Genomic DNA, 17,792 nt, shown 5'->3' on the forward strand with positions numbered 1-17,792 from the left:
CAGTGTCCCGTAAGAGATCGCCCAGCCTATCTGGCTGGGCCGGCGGGCAGAGAACCTGTGGGAGCGGGTTTACCCGCGAAGCCGACACCGTGGTGGATGGCACGGGCTTCGCCCGTGTTCGCGGGCAAGCCCGCTCCCACAGGGATCGCGCCAGATTCTAAAAATTAGCAAGACAGTTGCTCCCACAGGGACACCATTTCATGTGCGACAGCCCAGCCCGAGGGGCTGGGCGATCTCATGCAGGATATGTGTGAGCAACCCGGCTCAGCGCCCCTCCGGCACGATGATCCCGGCCGGCGCCTCGGCCGCCCGACGGCGGGCCACGCAGTAGTACAGCACGCTCGGCACCACCAGGCCGATCAGCCACGACACGTCCACACCACCGAGGTGCGCGACCATGGGCCCGGTGTACAGCTTGGTGTCGATGAACGGCATCTGCACCAGCACGCCGAAGGTGTACACGCCGATGCCCGGCCAGTTCCAGCGCCCGTAGCGGCCGTCAGGGTCGGCCAGTGCCGGGATGTCGTAGCGTTCCTTGGTGATGAAGTAGTAGTCCACCAGGTTCACCGCGCTCCATGGCACGAAGAAGGTCAGCAGGAACAGGATGAACGACTTGAACGCAGTGAGGAACGAATGCTGGCCGAGCAGGGCGACCAGGGTCGCGGCGCCGACGATGCCAAGCACGAACACCAGGCGCTGAACCCGACTGATCTGCAGGTGACCCCGGAAACCGCTGATGATCGTGGCGATGCACATGAAGCTGCCGTAGCTGTTGAGGGTGGAGATGGTCACCTTGCCGAAGGCGATGCAAAAGTACAGCAGCGCCGCCGTGGTGCCGGCCCCGCCCAGGCCGACGATGTAGGCTACCTCGCGCCCGGAGAACTGGCCACCGGCGATGGCCGCGGCGAACACGCCGAGGATCATCGAGGCCTGGGCGCCGATCACCGAGCCCAGGCCGGCGGCGAGGAAGGTCTTGAGCGGCGAGGTGTGGCTGGGCAGGTAGCGCGAGTAGTCGGCCACGTACGGGCCGAAAGCGATCTGCCAGGACGCCGCCAGCGACACCGCCAGCAGGAAGCTGGCCCAGCTGAAGTGACGGTTGTCGAGCAGCTGGCCGATGTCGGCGAGCATCAGGATGCGGCTGAACAGGTAGACGAAGGCGATGATCCCGAGCACGCTGGCCAGGCGGCCGATCCAGTGGATCACCCGGTAGCCGGCCAGGGTCGCCAGCACGATCACCCCGGCGAAGATCAGAATGCCGGCGCTGTCGCTGATGCTCAGCAACTGGCCGATGGCCTGGCCGGACAGCACCGTGCCGGTGGCGGTGAAGCCCAGGTACATCAGGCACACCAGGGCCATGGGGATGGCCGCCCCGTACACGCCGAACTGCACGCGGCTGGAGATCATCTGCGGCAGCCCCAGGCGCGGCCCCTGGGCGGCATGCAGGGCCATCACCGCGCCGCCGACCAGTTGCCCGAGCAGCAGGCCGATCAACGACCAGAACACATCGCCGCCCAGCACCACGGCCAGGGCGCCGGTAACGATCGCGGTGATCTGCAGGTTGGCTCCCAGCCACAGGGTGAATTGGCTGTAGACGCGTCCATGGCGTTCAGACTCGGGGATGTAGTCGATCGAGCGGCGCTCGATCACGGGTTTGCTGGACATCGGGGAGGGCTCCGCTTCGTTGTTTTTGTGAAAGGCGGCGGCTATCGGCGGGACGCAGGGCGGATGGCCGAAGCCCGATATGAGCATGTATATACAAGTCTGGTCAAGTGAAGCTTGCGCGGGGTTTTCTTCGCTGTTACGAGGCCATCACAGCCGACTGTTGTGCAAGGCTGGCGCGCAACTGTACTGGTCCGCGGCGGCGCGATGCCCTTATGCTGTAACCAAATATGTCTATAACAAGCCTGAAGAAGGAATGCGTGCAATGCCACTCAAGGACCTGCTGATCGCCCTGGTGGTGATCATCGCCTGGGGCGTCAATTTCGTGGTCATCAAGGTGGGCCTCGACGGCCTGCCGCCGATGCTGCTCGGGGCATTGCGCTTTCTGCTGGTGGCCTTCCCGGCGGTGTTCCTGATCAAGCGTCCGAACCTGCCCTGGCGCTGGTTGATCGCCTACGGCGCGACCATCTCCCTGGGCCAGTTCGCCTTCCTGTTCCAGGCCATGGCCAGTGGCATGCCGCCGGGGCTGGCTTCGCTGGTGCTGCAGTCCCAGGCGTTCTTCACCCTGGGTTTCGCCGCGCTGTTCCTTGGCGAGCGGCTGCGCCTGGCCAGCGTGCTGGGCCTGCTGGTGGCCGCCGGCGGCCTGGCGGTGATCGGCAGCGAGGACAGTGGCCACGTGCCGTTGCTCGCACTGGTGCTGACCCTGTGCGGCGGCGCCATGTGGGGCATGGGCAACATCATCACCCGGCGCTTCGGCAAGGTCGACCTGGTCGCCCTGGTGATCTGGGGCGGGCTGATCCCGCCGCTGCCGTTCCTGGCACTGTCCTGGTGGCTGGAAGGGCCCGAGCGCATCGGCCATGCCCTGGCCAACATCGGCTGGAGCTCGGTGCTGGCCCTGGCCTACCTGGCCTTCGTCGCCACCATGGTCGGCTACAGCCTGTGGAGCACTCTGTTGTCGCGCCACCCGGCGGGCAAGGTGGCGCCGTTCTCGCTGCTGGTGCCAGTGGTCGGCCTGAGCTCCTCGGCCGTGTTGCTGGGCGAGCGCCTGAGCGAGGCCCAGGGCTGGGGCGCGCTGCTGGTGATGCTCGGGCTGCTGATCAATGTGTTCGGGCCGCGCCTGGGGCTGCGTCTGCGCACGGCCGGTGCGCGCTGATATCGAGTGCGTACCGTCACACCAGCAAGGCCGACCACGCCGACACCAGCAGCAGTCCGGCCAGACCCTGGTTGAACACCCGCAGCGCCCGTGACGAGCTTAGCCAGCGTGCGCTGCCGATGCCCATCAGCGCCCACGCGGTCATGCTCGGCAGGGCGATCAGCAGGAACACCAGGCTCAACCACCACATCGGCAGTGCCGGGCCGGCAAACAGGCCGACCATCGCCACCGCCGTCACCCACACCTTGGGGTTGACCACCTGCAGGGTCGCCGCGCTCAGTGGGCCAAGGCCGCTATCGTTGCCCGCCTGCAGCGGCGCACCGGCGCTGCGCAGCATCTTCCAGGCCAGCCAGCTGAGCCACAGGGCGCCCACCCAGCTCATGGCCTGCTGCGCCAACGGGTAGCGCAGCAGCAACTCCCCCAGCCCCATGCCCACCAACAGCACCACTGCCGCCGCCGCGCAGCAGGCCGTCACGATGGGCGCCAGGCTGGCGCGCAACCCGCGCCGGGCGCCGTGGGCGAGGATCAGCAGGTTGGTCGGCCCGGGGCTGATGCTGGCGGCCAGGGCGAAGAGGATGAAGGGCAACAGCGTATGCGACATGGTCAAGGCTCCGAGTGATCGAAGCACCATGGTCGCGGCGGGCGCCGGTTCAGTCTGGAAGGTTTGAGCAGCGCTTGCGGTAGTCCGCCGGGGTCAGCCGGTAGGCGCGACGGAACCAGCGGCCCAGGTGGCTCTGGTCGGCAAAGCCCAGGGACGTGGCGACGCTGGCCGGCGTTTCACCCTGGGCCAGCAGCCGCCGCGCACGGGCCAGGCGCAGCTGGATCAGGTAGGCATGCGGCGCCAGGCCAAAGGCCGCCTTGAATGCCCGGGTCAGGCGGAAACGGTCGATGCCGCACACCTGCGCAAGCTCGATCAGGCCGATGTCCTGGTCCAGGTGCGCGTGCAGGTAGTCACGGGCGATTTGTGCACACAGCGGCAGGCGCGGATCGGGGTCCAGGCGCTTGCGCCAGTGCAGGTGGTCGGTGAGGCAGGCCAGCAGGTCGTCCAGGGCGGTCTGGCGGACGATGCGCGGATCGTTGTAATGCACCGTCTCGAAGGCCCGGGCGGTGGCCCCGGCCAGGCGCGGATCCTGGTGCAGCAGGGTGCCGAAGCTGGGCAGGGCGCCCGAGGGCGCGTGCTCGAACAGGGCGCGCAGCTCGGTTTCCAGCCAGTTGGCATCCAGGTACAGGGTCGAGTAGGTGAAACCCTCAACGGTGGGGGCATGGCCGTCGTGCAGGTCGCCCGGTTCGAGCACGAACACCTGGCCAGGGGTGCTGTTGTGGCGTGCGCGGCGGCAGTTGAACTGCTGCACGCCCTGTTCGGTCACCCCGACCAGGAAGCTGTCGTGCCAGTGCGGGTCGTAGGCATGGCCGGTGAAATGGGCGCGGACCGACTCGATGCCGGTGTCGGCGTCCTGTCTGAGGTCGATCCAGTTGCTCATGGGCGCGGGCCGTGTGGGTGTCGGTAGACGACCTTAACGCACAAACGGCCCGGGCGTTTAGAACGATTGTGCAGCCGTCAGCGCTGGGCGAATGCCAGGTTGATGCCGAGCCCGGCGAACGAGGCGGCGAAGCTGCGGCGCAGCCAGGCCTGTACCTGGGGCGAGTCGATCACGGCGCGGCGGAACAGGTGGGCGAGCAGGCCGTAGATCACGAAGACGACGAAGGTCATGGCCATGAACACCGCGCTCAGGCCGAGCATCTGCAAGGTCGCGGAACCGGCCTGGGGGCTGATGAACTGCGGCAGGAAGGCGAGGAAGAACAGTGTCAGCTTGGGATTGAGGATGTTCAGCAGGCAGGCCTTGAGTACCAGTTGGCTGGCGGCGGCAGGGGTGGCCTGGGTGTCCACGGCGAAGGCTGCGCGGTCGCGCCAGGTGGCATAGGCCAGGTACAGCAGGTAGGCGACGCCGGCGAACTTCAGCCCCTGGAAGGCCAGGGCACTGGTGTGCAGCAAGGCCGAGAGGCCCAGCACCGAGGCCAGCAGGTGCGGGACGATGCCCAGGGTGCAGCCGGTGGCGGTCCACAGGCAGGCGCGGCGCCCGGCCACCAGGGCGCTGGAGACGGTGAGAATGACCCCGCTGCCGGGAATCAGCACGATGATCAGCGCGGTGACGAGAAACTCCAGGCTCGGCATGAATGACAGCTCCTTGCAGTCGGGGGTGGATGCACTATACGCCCGGCGACAGCGGCTGCAACATGCCCTCCGGGCGCAGCGTGGCGAAGCGCTCGCGCAGCCACAGGTGCAGCTGGGCCACCGCCGGGGTGAGCTGCTTGCGGTGCGGGCACACCAGGGTCACCGGGGTCAGTTCGCCGGGGTGTTCGGGCAGCAGGACTTCCAGCTCGCCGGCGGCGACGTTGGCGCTGACATCCAGCCACGACTTGTAGACGATGCCTTCGCCTTCCAGCGCCCAGCGCCGCACCACGTCGGCGTCGTCGCTGAACAGCGGCCCGCGCACCTGCACGGTGCGGTTGCCCAGCCGCCATTTGTCGTAGACCCGGCTCTGCTGCAGGTACAGCAGGCAGTCGTGCTGCTGCAGGTCGTCGGGGCTGCCCGGCCGGCCATGACGGGCCAGGTAATCGGGGGAGGCCACCAGCACCCGACGGTTCCACGGTGCAAGGGGCAGGGCGATGTAGTTGGCGTCCTCGTTCTGGCCGTAGCGGATGGCGACATCCACCGGGTCGCGGTAGAGGTCGGCCAGCTGGTCGGAGAGAAAGAACCGCAGGCCGAGCCCCGGATGCTCGCGGCGAAACGCACTGAGCCAGGGTCGCAGCAGGTTGCGCCCCATGTCCGAGGGCGCCGCCACCTGCAGCACGCCGCGCAGGCAGCTGTGGCTGCCGTGCAGGTCCTCGCGGCCCTGGCGCAGGGCATCCAGCACGCGCTGGGCGGTGGGCAGGTACAGCTCGCCCTCGGCGGTCAGGCGCAGGCTGCGGGTGGTGCGGGCGAACAGGCGCACATCCAGTTCGCGCTCCAGGCGCTTGATCGCCGCCGCCACCTGGCCGGGCAACAGGTCGGCCTCGTGGGCCGCCGCGGTGAAGCTGCCCAGGGCGCTGGCACGGGCGAACAGTTCGAGGTCGTTGATGCGCAGCATTTTCACTCCAGCGATGAAAGTGTTGCTGCATTGTGCTGGTTTTTCTTTACCGCCGGGAAGATAAGATGCGCTTCATTCACGATCCCTTGAGGAATTGCCGTAGATGGATACCGTTGCCCTCGCCAAACGCCGTTACACCACCAAAGCCTACGACGCCAGCCGCAGGATTCCCCAGGCCACCATCGATGCGTTGCTCGAGCAGCTGCGCCACAGTCCGTCCTCGGTCAACTCGCAGCCCTGGCACTTCGTCGTGGCCGACAGCGCCGAAGGCAAGGCGCGCCTGGCCAAGGCCACCGACGAGCGTTTCGCCTACAACAGCCCGAAGCTGCGCGATGCGTCCCATGTGATCGTGTTCGCCGCCCGCACCAACATGACTGAAGCCCACCTGCAGGCGGTGCTGGCGCAGGAGGCTGCGGATGGGCGCTTCCGCACCGAACAGGCTCGCGATGGCCAGGACCAGACCCGCCGCGGCTACGTCGACCTGCACCGTCATGACTTCAAGGACCTGCAGCACTGGATGGAGAAGCAGGTCTACCTGGCCCTGGGTACCGCGCTGCTGGGCGCCGCCGCCCACGGCCTGGACGCCACGCCGATCGAAGGCTTCGACGCCAAGGCCCTGGACGCCGAACTGGGTCTGCGCGAGCAGGGCTTCACCAGCGTGGTGCTGCTGAGCCTGGGCTATCGCAGCGAGGAGGATTTCAATGCCGGGCTGAGCAAGTCGCGGTTGGCGGCGGCTGAGGTGTTTACCTTTCTGTGATGGACGGTAGGTAGGCTGTACCCTGCCACTGTCAGGCTAGCAGCCGTGCCTCGGCTGCCACGGCCTCCATGGCGACCGAGATCTGCTTGGTTCTACGGCTGATTGATACTATCGGCGCCACGGGGCGTATCTTCTCGGCATCAATGGCCGTACCGTCGTGCAGGCCCATGGATGGCTGTTGCAGGGCCTACACCGCCCGGGTGTTGAGCAGGCGCACGCCCAGGCCGATGAACAGCGCGCCGGTGGCCCGCTTGAACCAGACGGCCAGGGGCGATGCCTTCAGGCGCAGACCGAAGCGCCAGGCGGTGAAACAGTAGAAGGAGTGCACCAGGCAGACGATCAGCGAGCCGCTCAGGTACATCGCCGCGAACTGGCCGAAGATAGGCCGCCCAGGCTCGAGGAACTGCGGCAGGAAGGCGCAGAAGAACACCAGGGTCTTGGGGTTGCTCGCCGAGACCAGGAAGGCCTCCACCGCGATCCGCCATTGCGTCTGGGGTGGCGTCGCGACCACCTGGGGCGCCGCAGCGGCGGAGCCTCCTTTACCCAGCAACTGGCGCAGGCCGAGGTAGATCAGGTAGCCGGCGCCGGCCAGCTTCAGCACCAGGAACGCCGTGGGCAGCGAGATCAGCAGGGCGCCCACGCCCATGGCCACGGCGGTGATCGTCAGCAACTGCGCGGCGAGGTTGCCGAACAGGGTCATGCCCATGCCGGAAGGGCCATGGCGCAGGGCGTTGCGCACCGTCAGCAGGACGTTGGGGCCGGGGATCAGCGAGGTGAGCAGGTAGGCGAAGGAGAAGGTCAGCCAGAGGTGCAGGGCCATGGGAGCGCGTCCTTTGCGCGGGGAAAGCCGAACAATGCCAGCAATCGGGGCGGACCGCCATGGGTACTACGCCAACCTGTAGGAGCGGCCTTGTGTCGCGAAAGGGCTGCGCAGCAGCCCCGGGATCTCAGCGTTGTTGCAAAGATCGCCGGGGCCGCTTTGCGGCCCTTTCGCGACGCAAGGCCGCTCCTACAGAGATCAGGCCAGTTGAGAAGTCTCAGCAAGACAGTTGATACCACGCTCTACGTCCCAGGCTCAGACTCAGGTATCAGCGCGGCAGACGCCCGCTGACGAAGTGCGCCACATCGTTGAACCCGGGCGTCGAGGCATGCCCCGGCGTCACCAGCGAATCGATGAACGCTTCATCTTCCGCCGTGATCTTTACTTCCAGCGCGCCGGCATAGGTGTCCCACTGCGCCTCGGTGCGCGGTCCGACGATGGCCGAACTGACCAGGCGGTTGTTCAGCACCCAGGCGATGGCGAATTCGACGATGCCCACGCCCTTGGCCTCGGTGTAGGCATGGATCTTCTGGGCGATGGCCAGCGACTCCTGGCGCCATTCCACCTCCATGATGCGCTTGTCCTGGCGGCCGGCGCGGCTGCCTTCGGTCGGCGTCGAGCCGGGCGCGTACTTGCCGCTGAGCACGCCGCGGGCCAGCGGGCTGAACGGCACCACGCCCAGGCCATGGTAGGCGGCGGCGGTCAGTTGCTCGGGCTCGGCCTGGCGGTTGACGATGTTGTACAGCGGCTGGCTGACCACAGGCTTGGCCACGCCGAGTTTCTCTGCCAGGTTGCAGATCTCGGCGATGCGCCAGCCGCGGAAGTTGGACACGCCCCAGTAGCGGATCTTGCCCTGGGCCAGCAGGTCACCGATGGCGCGCACGGTCTCTTCCAGCGGCACCGTGTGATCCTCACGGTGCAGGTAGTAGATGTCCAGGTAGTCGGTGCCCAGGCGCGTGAGGCTGGCCTCGATGGCATTGAACAGGTGCTTGCGCGACAGGCCGCTGCGGTTAGGCACACCATCGACCGGACCGTAGCCGGCCTTGGAGGCGATGATCCAGTCGTGGCGGTTGCGCGCCACCGCCTCGCCGACGATCTCCTCGGAACGGCCGCCGTTGTAGACGTCGGCGGTGTCGACGAAGTTGATGCCCTGGTCCCAGGCCTTGTCGATGATGCGCAGCGAGTCTTCGGTGCCGGTCTGCTCACCGAACATCATGCTGCCCAGGGTGAGGGCCGAGACGTGCAGGCCGGAGCGGCCGAGGGGGCGGTAGATCATTGCAGATAATCCTTTTCTGACGCCTTGAGAGGGGTTTCCCTCTTTTACACAGTTCCGTCCGGCATTGAAAGCGTGCGGCGGGCGCCGTTTCAATCCGGCCAGGCATCGATCAGGTCACGCGCCTCGCGGCTCGACAGCGGCCGTTTCAGCCGCTGCGACAGCACCGCCATGGCCCGCGCGTGGCCCTTGGCGATCACCGCCTCGACCTGGTCGTCCAGGCACTGCAGGGCGATGAAGTCGCCCTGTTCCGGCGTGCCGACGTACTCGATGCGGTTCCAGCCGCTGGCATGCCCGAGCACTTCGTAGGTGCGGCCGTGCTGGTAAGTCCAGAAGAACGGCACGTCGTCGTAGCGGCGGCGCTCGCCGAGCATGTTGGCGGCGGCGATCACCCCATGCTGCTGGGCCAGGCGCCAGTGCTCGATGCGCACCGGGCGGCCGGCCAGGGGAAAGGTGGCTATATCGCCGGCCGCCCACAGGCCGTCGGCGGCCTGCAGATGGGCGTCCACCGTCAGCGAGCGGTCCTCGGCCAGGGGCAGGTTTTGCAGGTAGTCGGTGGCCGGGCTGACGCCGGTGCCGAGCAGCACCAGCGGGGTTTCCAGGCGCTCGCCATTGGCCAGCAACACGGCCTCGACCCGCTCCCGGCCTTCGAAACCGCTCACCTCGGTCGGCCCGTGGAAGACCACGCCCTTGCGCTCGTGCAGCTCGCGCAGGGTCTGGCCGATGCGCTCGCCCAGCTGCCGGGCCAGCGGGATGGGGTGGCGCGTGACCACATGCACCTGCAGGCCGTACTTGCGCAGGGCGCTGGCGGCCTCCAGGCCGATGAAACCATCGCCGACGATCACCACCGGCTGGCCCGGCTCGGCCAAGTCGAGCAACTGCGCGGCATCCGTGCGAGAGCGCAGCACGCAGATGCCGGGCAACTGCACGCCGGGGAGCTCGGGGCGCCTGGGCTTGCCGCCGGTGGCCAGCAGGGCGGCGTCGTACTTCAGCCTCTGGCCGTCGGCCAGGGTGATCACGCGCTTGCCGGCGTCCAGCGCGCGTACCTTGCCGTGCAAGCGTTGCAGCTGGCCGCAACGCAGGGTGTCCTGTGCGAGCAGGGTCGGCACTTCGTCCACCGGCATCTGCCCGGCGATGACGAACTTGCTCAGGGCGGTGCGATCGTATGCGCTCGGCTGCTCCTGGTCGATCCATATCAGGCGGCCGGCAAAGCCATGGTCGAGCAAGGTGGCGATGGCGGCCGAGCCGGCGGCGCCGGCGCCCACCACGACGAAGGTACGGGCGTCGCTGTGGCGCGGCGGTTCGGTCTCCGGCAGCGCCTGATCGTCGACCCAGACCTGGCCGTCCCTGACCTCTACGGCATGACGGCGCAGGCCGGTGAGCGCCGGGGGTTCGCATACCGCCCCCTCGTCCACGGCGAAGGCGGCCTTGTGCCAGGGGCAGACCAGCAGCCCGCCACAGACTGCGCCTTCTTCCAGTGGCGCGCCCTCATGGGGGCAGTTGGCCTGGTATGCGCGGACCAGGTCGCCCTGGCGCACCAGCACGATGTCCTCGGTGCCGGCCTGGACGCGCAGGGGGCGGTGTTCCTCGAGCTGGTCGAGGCTGGCCACGGCGTGCAGGGTCATGGCGGATCTCCTCAGGCGTAGTGTTTCATTTGACGCCTGTCGTGAGCCCGGACTGCTACGAGCCGACGATCGGAGGTGGCCATTACAACTTTTCACAAAAACTTCAAATGAGACTAAATTGACTCAAATCGAATATGTAAGTACCATTCGCGCCAAATTTAGTTAACGGCTCGGGTGAGATCATGAGCAATTTGCGTGCAATAGGAGTGGCCAGCTGGCTGGCGGTGGCTGTGGCCTTGGCCGGCTGTGGGGCGGCCGACGATCAGCATGCCGCGGCTGAAACGGCGTTTGCGGTGGAAATCGTGACCGTGGCCGCCGAGCCACTGGCCTTGGCCTCGACCTTGCCAGGTCGGGTCGAGCCGATGCGGGTGGCCGAGGTGCGTGCCCGGGTGGCCGGTATCGTCCTGCACAAGCGTTTCGAGGAAGGTGCCGACGTCAAGGCCGGCGACGTGCTGTTCCAGATCGACCCGGCGCCGTTCAAGGCCGCCCTGGCCCGCGCCGAGGCCGACCTGGCCCGGGCACAGGCCGTACAGCAGGAGGCTCAGGCGCGGGTAAAGCGCTATGAGCCGCTGGTGAAGATCGAAGCGGTCAGCCAGCAGGACTTCGACAGTGCCACCGCCGAATTGCGCAGTGCCCAGGCCGCCGTGCGTTCGGCCCAGGCCGACGTGCAGACCGCGCGCCTGAACCTCGGCTATGCCACGGTCACCGCGCCGATCTCCGGGCGCATCGGTCGCGCCCTGGCCACCGAAGGCGCGCTGGTCGGGCAGGGCGACGCCACGCTGATGGCGCGCATCCAGCAGCTCGATCCGATCTACGTCGACTTCACCCAGTCCGCCGCCGACGCCCTGCGCTTGCGCCAGGCCCTCAAGGATGGCGCCCTGGGTGGCGGCGACGACAAGGCGCTGACCGCCCAGGTGGAAGGCACCGACTACCAGCGCCAGGGCGCGCTGATGTTCACCGATGTAGCGGTCGACCGCGGCACCGGCCAGGTCACCCTGCGCGGGCGCTTCGACAATGCCGACGGCATCCTCCTGCCGGGCATGTACGTGCGCGTGCGCACCCCGCAGGGCACTGACCAGCAGGCCATCCTGGTGCCGCAACGGGCGGTGCAGCGCGGCAGCGACGGCGAGGCGCGGGTGATGGTGGTGGGCACCGGCAGCCTGGCCGAGGCACGCAGCGTGCGCACCGGCGTGATGCAGGGTTCGCGCTGGCAGATCGTCGAAGGCCTGCGCGGCGGTGACCAGGTCATCGTCGGCAGCCCGGCCGGCCTGGCCCCGGGCATGCCCGTGGTGCCGGCACAGGCGCAGCCGGTCGCGGCGAAATAAGGCGAGGGTAGCGAGATGTCCAAGTTCTTCATCAATCGGCCGAACTTCGCCTGGGTCGTGGCGCTGTTCATTTCCCTGGCCGGCCTGCTGGTGATCCCGGCGTTGCCGGTGGCCCAGTATCCCAGCGTGGCACCGCCACAGATTTCCATCACCGCCAGCTACCCGGGTGCTTCGGCCAAGGTGCTGGTGGAGTCGGTGACCAGCATCATCGAAGAGTCGCTCAACGGCGCCAAGGGCCTGCTGTACTACGAGTCCACCAACAACTCCAACGGCGTCGCCGAGGTGCTGGTGACTTTCGAGCCCGGCACCGAGCCGGACATGGCCCAGGTCGACGTGCAGAACCGCCTGAAGAAGGCCGAAGCGCGCATGCCCCAGGCGGTGCTGACCCAGGGCCTGAAGGTGGAGCAGGCCAGCTCCGGCTTCCTGCTGATCTACGCCCTGACCAGCAAGGCCGGCGACAGCGGCGATACAACGGCCCTGGCCGACTACGCCGCGCGCAACATCAACAACGAACTGCTGCGTGTGCCGGGCGTGGGCAAGCTGCAGTTCTTCGCCTCGGAAGCGGCCATGCGGGTCTGGGTCGATCCGCAGAAACTGGTGGGCTATGGCCTGTCCATCGACGACATAAACAACGCCATCCGTGGCCAGAACGTCCAGGTGCCGGCCGGCAGCTTCGGCAGCACGCCGGGTGCCAGCGAGCAGGAGCTGACCGCGACCCTGGCGGTGCAGGGCACCCTCGATACCCCCGAGGCCTTCGCCGGTATCGTTTTGCGCGCCAACCCGGACGGCTCCAGCGTGCGCCTGGGCGATGTCGCGCGCCTGGCCATCGGCAGCGAGAACTACAACCTGTCCTCGCGCCTGGACGGCCACCCGGCCGTGGCCGGTGCTGTGCAGCTGGCGCCCGGCGCCAACGCCATCCAGACCGCGACGCTGGTCAAGGAGCGCCTGGCGGAGCTTGCGCAGTTCTTCCCCGAGGGCGTCGAGTACTCGGTGCCCTACGACACCTCGCGTTTTGTCGACGTGGCCATCGAGAAGGTGATCCACACCTTGATCGAAGCCATGGTTCTGGTGTTCCTGGTGATGTTCCTGTTCCTGCAGAACGTGCGCTATACCCTGATCCCGTCGATCGTGGTGCCGGTGTGCCTGTTGGGCACGCTGATGATCATGAAGCTGCTCGGCTTCTCGGTGAACATGATGACCATGTTCGGCATGGTGCTGGCCATCGGCATCCTGGTGGACGATGCCATCGTGGTGGTGGAGAACGTCGAGCGGCTGATGGCCGAGGAGGGCCTGTCGCCGGTGGACGCGACCATCAAGGCGATGGGGCAGGTGTCCGGGGCGATCATCGGCATCACCCTGGTGCTGGCGGCGGTGTTCCTGCCGCTGGCGTTCATGTCAGGTTCCGTGGGGGTGATCTACCAGCAGTTCTCGGTGTCGCTGGCGGTGTCGATCCTGTTCTCAGGCTTCCTCGCCCTGACCTTCACCCCGGCGCTTTGCGCCACGCTGCTCAAGCCGGTGCCCCATGGCCACCATGAGAAGAGCGGTTTCTTCGGCGCCTTCAACCGCGCCTTCGCCCGGGTGACCGAGCGCTACTCGGTGATGAACAGCGCCCTGGTGGCCCGTGCCGGTCGCTGGATGCTGGCCTACGTCGGCATCCTGGTGGTGCTCGGTTATTCCTACCTGCGTCTGCCGGAGGCCTTCGTGCCAGCGGAAGACCTGGGCTACAGCATCGTCGACGTGCAACTGCCGCCGGGCGCCAGTCGGGTGCGTACCGACCACACCGCCGAGGTGCTGGAGCAGTTCCTGATGTCCCGCGAGGCGGTGGCCAGCTCGTTCATCGTCAGCGGTTTCAGCTTCTCGGGCCAGGGTGACAACGCCGCGCTGGCGTTCCCCACCTTCAAGGACTGGTCCGTGCGTGGCCCCGAGCAATCGGCGGAGGCGGAGACCGCGGCGATCAACGCCCAGTTCGCGGCCAATGGCGACGGCACCATCACCGCGGTCATGCCGCCGCCGATCGACGGCCTGGGCAACTCCGGTGGTTTCGCCCTGCGCCTGATGGACCGTGGCGGCCTGGGGCGCGAAGCGCTGCTGGCGGCCCGCGACCAGCTGCTGGCCCGTGCCAACGGCAACCCGGTGATCCTCTACGCGATGATGGAAGGCCTGGCCGAGGCGCCGCAGCTGCGCGTGCAGATCGACCGCGAGAAGGCCCGCGCCCTGGGCGTGAGCTTCGAAACCATCAACAGCACCCTGGCCACCGCCTTCGGTTCGGCGGTGATCAACGACTTCACCAACGCCGGGCGCCAGCAGCGCGTGGTGGTGCAGGCCGAGCAGGGCGAGCGCATGACCCCGGAAAGCGTGCTGCGCCTGTATGCGCCGAATGCCGGAGGCGAGCAGGTGCCGTTCAGTGCCTTCGTCACCACCAAATGGGAAGAGGGCCCGGTGCAGTTGGTGCGCTACAACGGCTACCCGTCGATCCGCATCGCCGGTGACGCCATGCCCGGCTACAGCACCGGCCAGGCGATGGCCGAGATGGAGCGTCTGGTCAGCGAGCTGCCGCCCGGCATCGGCTATGCCTGGACGGGCCTGTCGTACCAGGAGAAGGTCTCCAGCGGCCAGGCCACGGCCTTGTTCGCCCTGGCCATCCTGGTGGTGTTCCTGCTGCTGGTGGCGCTGTACGAAAGCTGGGCGATCCCGCTGACGGTGATGCTGATCGTGCCGATCGGCGCCTTGGGCGCGGTGTGGGCGGTGATGCTCACCGGGCTGCCCAACGATGTGTACTTCAAGGTCGGCCTGATCACCATCATCGGCCTGGCGGCGAAAAACGCCATTCTCATCGTCGAGTTCGCCAAGGAACTGTGGGAGAAGGGCTACAGCTTGAGCGACGCCGCCATTGAAGCCGCGCGCTTGCGTTTCCGCCCGATCGTGATGACCTCCATGGCCTTCATCCTCGGCGTGGTGCCGCTGGCTATAGCCAGCGGCGCCGGCGCGGCCAGCCAGCGCGCAATCGGCACCGGGGTGATCGGCGGCATGCTCAGCGCCACCTTGCTGGGCGTGGTGTTCGTGCCGATCTGTTTCGTATTCGTGCTGAAGCTGCTCAAGCGCAAGCCGGCCTCCGTGCAACACGCTGTCGAGGTGACGAAGTGATGCTCATGCGCAATCTTGCAATCCCGTTCGCGCTGGCCGTCATGCTGGCTGGCTGTTCCCTGGCGCCGACCTACCAACGCCCCGAGGCGCCGGTGGCGACCGCGTGGGGCGATGCCGCCGGACACCAGGGGCCAACGGTGGAACAGTTGGAGTGGCAGGCGTTCATCGTCGATCCTGCGTTGCGCGAGCTGGTTGGAACCGCGCTGGGGAACAACCGCTCGCTGCGCCAGACCCTGCTGGATATCGAGCAGGCCCGCGCGCAGTACCGTATCCAGCGTGCCGACCGAGTCCCGGGCTTGAATGCCGGGGCCACCGGCAACCGCCAGCACTTGCCGGCCGACTTGTCGAGCAATGGCCGCGAGGGTGTCGGCAGCACCTACCAGGTGGGTTTGTCGCTACCGGAATACGAGGTGGACCTGTTCGGTCGGGTCAAGAGCCTCAGCGACGCGGCCCTGGAGCAGTACCTGGCCACCGAGGCGGTCGGGCGCGCGGCGCGCATTGCCCTGATCGCCGAGGTCAGCCAGGCCTACCTGACCCTGGACGGCGCCGAGCGGCGCCTGGCGCTGACCCGCCAGACCCTGGGCAGCCGCGAGGATTCGCTGGCCCTGGTCGGCCAGCGGCGTGGCGCCGGCACGGCCACTGCGCTGGATCACCAGGAGGCGTTGGGGCTGGTCGAGCAGTCGCGGGCCGAGCTGGAAGGCATCGTGCGCGAGCAGCGCCAGGCCTACAACGCCCTGGTGTTGCTGCTGGGTAGCGTGGACGCGGCCAAGGCGATTCCGGTAGAGCGCAGCGAGGCGCCGATGGTCCTGCAGGACATCGCCCCGGGCGCGCCGTCGGCGCTGCTCGAGCGCCGCCCGGACATCCTCGCCGCCGAGCACCGGCTGCGGGCGCGCAACGCCGATATCGGTGCGGCGCGGGCGGCGTTCTTCCCGCGGATCAGCCTGACCGGCAGCTTCGGCACCTCCAGCGCGCAGATGTCCAGGTTGTTCGACGGTGGTTCGCGCAGCTGGAGCTTCATGCCGCAGCTGTCGCTGCCGCTGTTCGATGCCGGGCGCAACAAGGCCGGCCTGAGCCTGGCCGAGGCGCGCAAGGATTCGGCGGTGGCGGCGTATGAAGGCACGATCCAGACCGCTTTTCGCGAAGTGGCCGATGCCCTGGCCGCCACCGACACCCTGCGCCGCGAGGAAGCGGCGCGCCGGGCCCTGGCCGACACCAGCCGGGCGACCGTGGCGCTGGCCAAAGCGCGCTACGAGGGCGGCGTGGACAGCCACCTGCGCTACCTGGATGCGCAGCGCAACGGTTATGTCAACGAAGCGGCCTTTATCGAGGCCAGCACCCAGCGCCAGCTGGCGTTGATCGATCTGTTCCGCGCCCTGGGCGGTGGCTGGCCGGACAAGGGCTGAAACCAACTCCTTTGGTTGGGGAATCCAACCGCTCGGCCCCGGGGGATTTTTGCCCCGGGGCTTTTTTTGCCTGTAAGGATGGGGTAGGCAGGGCCGACGTCATCGCGGGGCAAGGTGTTAATCGTGCAGCAGATCCGGGCTGTTGAAGTTACTCAATCGCGGATCGTCCTCGACACACTCCAGCCCCAGTACGCTCGCCTGCAACAACGCCTTCTGCAAACTCCGCTCCCCCTCCAGCCAGGCTTGCTCCAGCAGCGGCAACAACCGCCGCGGCAACACACTGAACATCGGCTGCCAGTAACCACCCTGACGGACCATGGCCGGGCTGTCATGGCTCACCGCCAATGCCAGCAGAGCTTCGATCAGTGCCCGATCGATCAGCGGCGCATCGCAGGCCAGCACCACCACCCATTCATGCCGCGCCACCTTGAGCCCGCTGATGACCCCGGCCAGAGGGCCGGGAAAGTCCGCTTCGGCATCGCCGACAAGCTGGTCGGCATACGCCGCATAGGCCGCCTGGTTGCGATTGCAGGAAATCACCAGGTTATCGCTCAGCGCCCGCACGGCGCGTTGCACATGCGCCACCAACGGCTCGCCGCGCCAGGGCACCAGCCCCTTGTCGCGCCCGCCCATGCGTTGGCCACGGCCGCCGGCGAGGATAAGGATGGAGCAGGGGGGAAGAGTGTTTGGCATCAAGGTGAGCTCTACCAGCAGCTGGCAGTTACAGCCAGTAGGGAGGGGTGGTTAGCAACCCTCCCATCTCATCGGCGGGTTGTCCAGTCATCGGGACTCATTCGAGACCCGTATCAATAGTAATGTCACCTAACATTTTTGCTAGTTGCGTGAGCCGGTGGGTTTGCAGCTAATTATCGAGGGGGCCCGTAGAAGATACTCATTGGGTGAGGGACGGAATATGAACAAGGCGCAATTGATACGTGCCGTTGCCAAAAACACCGGTATCAGTGTGGCCAAAGCTGGATTGGTGGTGGAAGCTTTCATGAAGTCAGTCATCCAGGCACATGAAGACGGTGACGATACAGGCCTTTCAGGCATCGGCTCGTTTTCAACCGAGTCTGCCATCGAGGTCGTATCGATGTGTAGCTTCGAAGAGCCTGCTGCTGACACAAGCCATTTGAAAGCTACCTGGCACTGAAGGGAAGCCAGTACAAACCCGTTAGGCAATTTGATCTTTAATCATGGAGTGTGACGATGAACAAAGGCGAACTGATCGATGCGATTGCGTCAGCGGCAGATGTAAGCAAAGTACAGGCTGCACGTAGCCTGAATGCTTTCCTTGAGGCTGTGACCGCTGCGTTGAAGAGTGGCGACAGCGTTACACTGGTGGGGTTTGGCACATTTGCGGTAACAGATAGGCCAGAGCGTACCGGGCGTAACCCGCAGACTGGTAAGAAACTGAAAATTCCGGCAGCGAAGAAGCCTGGATTCAAAGCCGGCAGTCATTTGAAAGAGGCCGTCAACTGAAAGGTCAAGTATTGGCTAATGCT

General features: G+C 66.9%; 16 protein-coding genes. 7 read left to right on the forward strand and 9 right to left on the reverse strand.

Annotated features, from left to right (window positions below; all coding sequences use genetic code 11):
• Positions 1 to 264: 264 nt before the first annotated feature.
• Positions 265 to 1,662, reverse strand: a complete 1,398-nt coding sequence (locus DMX06_RS01440; RefSeq protein WP_110733870.1) for a purine-cytosine permease family protein — start codon at positions 1,660 to 1,662, stop codon at positions 265 to 267.
• 262 nt (positions 1,663 to 1,924) lie between these two features.
• Between DMX06_RS01440 and DMX06_RS01445 the strand changes: the two genes are divergently transcribed.
• Complete coding sequence (locus DMX06_RS01445) at positions 1,925 to 2,812, forward strand: EamA family transporter (RefSeq protein ID WP_110733873.1); 888 nt, start codon at positions 1,925 to 1,927, stop codon at positions 2,810 to 2,812.
• Positions 2,813 to 2,828: 16 nt separating this feature from the next.
• On the opposite strand, the gene DMX06_RS01450 is transcribed toward DMX06_RS01445, so the two are convergent.
• From DMX06_RS01450 to DMX06_RS01465, 4 genes are all read right to left on the reverse strand, one after another.
• A complete protein-coding gene (locus DMX06_RS01450) occupies positions 2,829 to 3,413 on the reverse strand; it encodes a LysE family translocator (protein WP_110733875.1) in 585 nt (194 codons plus the stop codon).
• A 49-nt stretch (positions 3,414 to 3,462) separates the two neighbouring features.
• Positions 3,463 to 4,293 (reverse strand): AraC family transcriptional regulator, encoded by an 831-nt coding sequence (locus DMX06_RS01455; protein WP_110733877.1) that lies wholly within the window; start codon positions 4,291 to 4,293, stop codon positions 3,463 to 3,465.
• A gap of 77 nt (positions 4,294 to 4,370) precedes the next feature.
• Positions 4,371 to 4,985, reverse strand: coding sequence for a LysE family translocator (locus DMX06_RS01460; RefSeq protein WP_110733880.1), 615 nt, complete (start codon positions 4,983 to 4,985; stop codon positions 4,371 to 4,373).
• A gap of 34 nt (positions 4,986 to 5,019) precedes the next feature.
• The gene (locus DMX06_RS01465; RefSeq protein WP_050706153.1) at positions 5,020 to 5,940 is read right to left on the reverse strand and encodes a LysR family transcriptional regulator; all 921 of its coding nucleotides are present in this window, start codon (positions 5,938 to 5,940) and stop codon (positions 5,020 to 5,022) included.
• 103 nt (positions 5,941 to 6,043) lie between these two features.
• On the opposite strand from DMX06_RS01465, the gene nfsB reads away from it, so the two are divergent.
• Positions 6,044 to 6,697, forward strand: coding sequence for an oxygen-insensitive NAD(P)H nitroreductase (nfsB, locus tag DMX06_RS01470; protein ID WP_110733882.1), 654 nt, complete (start codon positions 6,044 to 6,046; stop codon positions 6,695 to 6,697).
• 187 nt (positions 6,698 to 6,884) lie between these two features.
• Here the strand turns inward: nfsB and DMX06_RS01475 are convergent, their stop codons facing one another.
• From DMX06_RS01475 to DMX06_RS01490, 3 genes are all read right to left on the reverse strand, one after another.
• A complete protein-coding gene (locus DMX06_RS01475) occupies positions 6,885 to 7,517 on the reverse strand; it encodes a LysE family translocator (protein WP_110733884.1) in 633 nt (210 codons plus the stop codon).
• A 268-nt stretch (positions 7,518 to 7,785) separates the two neighbouring features.
• Entirely contained in the window at positions 7,786 to 8,793 is a 1,008-nt protein-coding gene (locus DMX06_RS01485; RefSeq protein ID WP_110733888.1) for an aldo/keto reductase, read from the reverse strand.
• 89 nt (positions 8,794 to 8,882) lie between these two features.
• Entirely contained in the window at positions 8,883 to 10,415 is a 1,533-nt protein-coding gene (locus DMX06_RS01490) for an FAD-dependent oxidoreductase (RefSeq protein ID WP_110733891.1), read from the reverse strand.
• 182 nt (positions 10,416 to 10,597) lie between these two features.
• On the opposite strand from DMX06_RS01490, the gene DMX06_RS01495 reads away from it, so the two are divergent.
• The 3 genes from DMX06_RS01495 to DMX06_RS01505 are packed head-to-tail and all read left to right on the forward strand — an operon-like array spanning position 10,598 to position 16,287.
• On the forward strand, positions 10,598 to 11,740 hold the full coding sequence (locus DMX06_RS01495; protein ID WP_110733893.1) for a MexC family multidrug efflux RND transporter periplasmic adaptor subunit: 1,143 nt from the start codon (positions 10,598 to 10,600) through the stop codon (positions 11,738 to 11,740).
• Positions 11,741 to 11,755: 15 nt separating this feature from the next.
• Positions 11,756 to 14,884 (forward strand): efflux RND transporter permease subunit, encoded by a 3,129-nt coding sequence (locus DMX06_RS01500; protein ID WP_110733895.1) that lies wholly within the window; start codon positions 11,756 to 11,758, stop codon positions 14,882 to 14,884.
• Entirely contained in the window at positions 14,884 to 16,287 is a 1,404-nt protein-coding gene (locus tag DMX06_RS01505; protein ID WP_110733898.1) for an efflux transporter outer membrane subunit, read from the forward strand. The genes DMX06_RS01500 and DMX06_RS01505 overlap by 1 nt, the downstream gene beginning before the upstream one ends.
• Positions 16,288 to 16,404: 117 nt before the next feature.
• Here the strand turns inward: DMX06_RS01505 and mobA are convergent, their stop codons facing one another.
• Positions 16,405 to 16,980, reverse strand: a complete 576-nt coding sequence (mobA, locus tag DMX06_RS01510; protein WP_110733900.1) for a molybdenum cofactor guanylyltransferase MobA — start codon at positions 16,978 to 16,980, stop codon at positions 16,405 to 16,407.
• Between the two features lie 220 nt (positions 16,981 to 17,200).
• Here mobA and DMX06_RS01515 point away from each other — a divergent pair, with 220 nt between their 5' ends.
• On the forward strand, positions 17,201 to 17,440 hold the full coding sequence (locus DMX06_RS01515) for an HU family DNA-binding protein (protein ID WP_110733902.1): 240 nt from the start codon (positions 17,201 to 17,203) through the stop codon (positions 17,438 to 17,440).
• Positions 17,441 to 17,496: 56 nt separating this feature from the next.
• Positions 17,497 to 17,769, forward strand: coding sequence for an HU family DNA-binding protein (locus DMX06_RS01520; RefSeq protein ID WP_110733904.1), 273 nt, complete (start codon positions 17,497 to 17,499; stop codon positions 17,767 to 17,769).
• The last annotated feature ends 23 nt before the right edge of the window (positions 17,770 to 17,792 follow it).

Origin of the sequence: Pseudomonas mosselii (genome assembly GCF_003205295.1) — a bacterium.
GTDB lineage: Bacteria > Pseudomonadota > Gammaproteobacteria > Pseudomonadales > Pseudomonadaceae > Aquipseudomonas > Aquipseudomonas mosselii_B.